This is a genomic window from Helicobacter pylori (genome assembly GCF_009689985.1).
Taxonomy (GTDB): Bacteria; Campylobacterota; Campylobacteria; order Campylobacterales; family Helicobacteraceae; genus Helicobacter; species Helicobacter pylori_CG.
Map to the genome: position 1 here is coordinate 1 of NZ_QBAW01000031.1, position 518 is coordinate 518.

The 518-nt window shown below is 31.7% G+C and carries 1 protein-coding gene; it reads right to left on the minus strand.

Annotated elements, in window-relative coordinates; genetic code table 11:
• Nucleotides 1-466, minus strand: a 466-nt coding sequence (locus DBU79_RS07735; RefSeq protein WP_143431172.1) for a glycosyltransferase, incomplete at its 3' end; no start/stop codon positions are given.
• Nucleotides 467-518: the final 52 nt, after the last annotated feature.

Below are 518 nucleotides of genomic sequence, written 5' to 3' on the forward strand. Positions count from 1 at the left end.
AAACCCCATAAAAATAATTCTCATCATTTTCTTTAATGTTTAAGAAATCAGCGCTAAATTCATTGCAAAAGATAACATCCACATCGCTCCACACCATTTTAGAATATTTAGGGAATAAATCCGCTAGAAAATATTTCACTAACACCATTTTAGAAAAACGCTTAGTGAAATCCTCATCAAAAGGGTTAGGGATAGTGTCTAAAAAAGGTTCAATATCTTTTACTTCTAAAACAGCAAATTCTTTAAAAGGCTCTGTGATTTGATTAAGCTTTGCTTTATCTTCTTCATTCAAGCCTACCACTAAAGCGTGTAGGGTGTAACGGATTTTTTTATTGGCTTTAGCAATGCTTTCTAGCAAGGAATAAAGACACGCACCCGCAGCAATGAGGTAATTCTTATCAAAAGCAAAAGCGATAGGAATATGAAAATCTTGTTCTTTAAAAGAATGGTTTGAAGCTGAAGTCATAAAAAATTAAACACCCTTTTTTAATGGCTATTTTATCCAAAAAAAAAAAAAA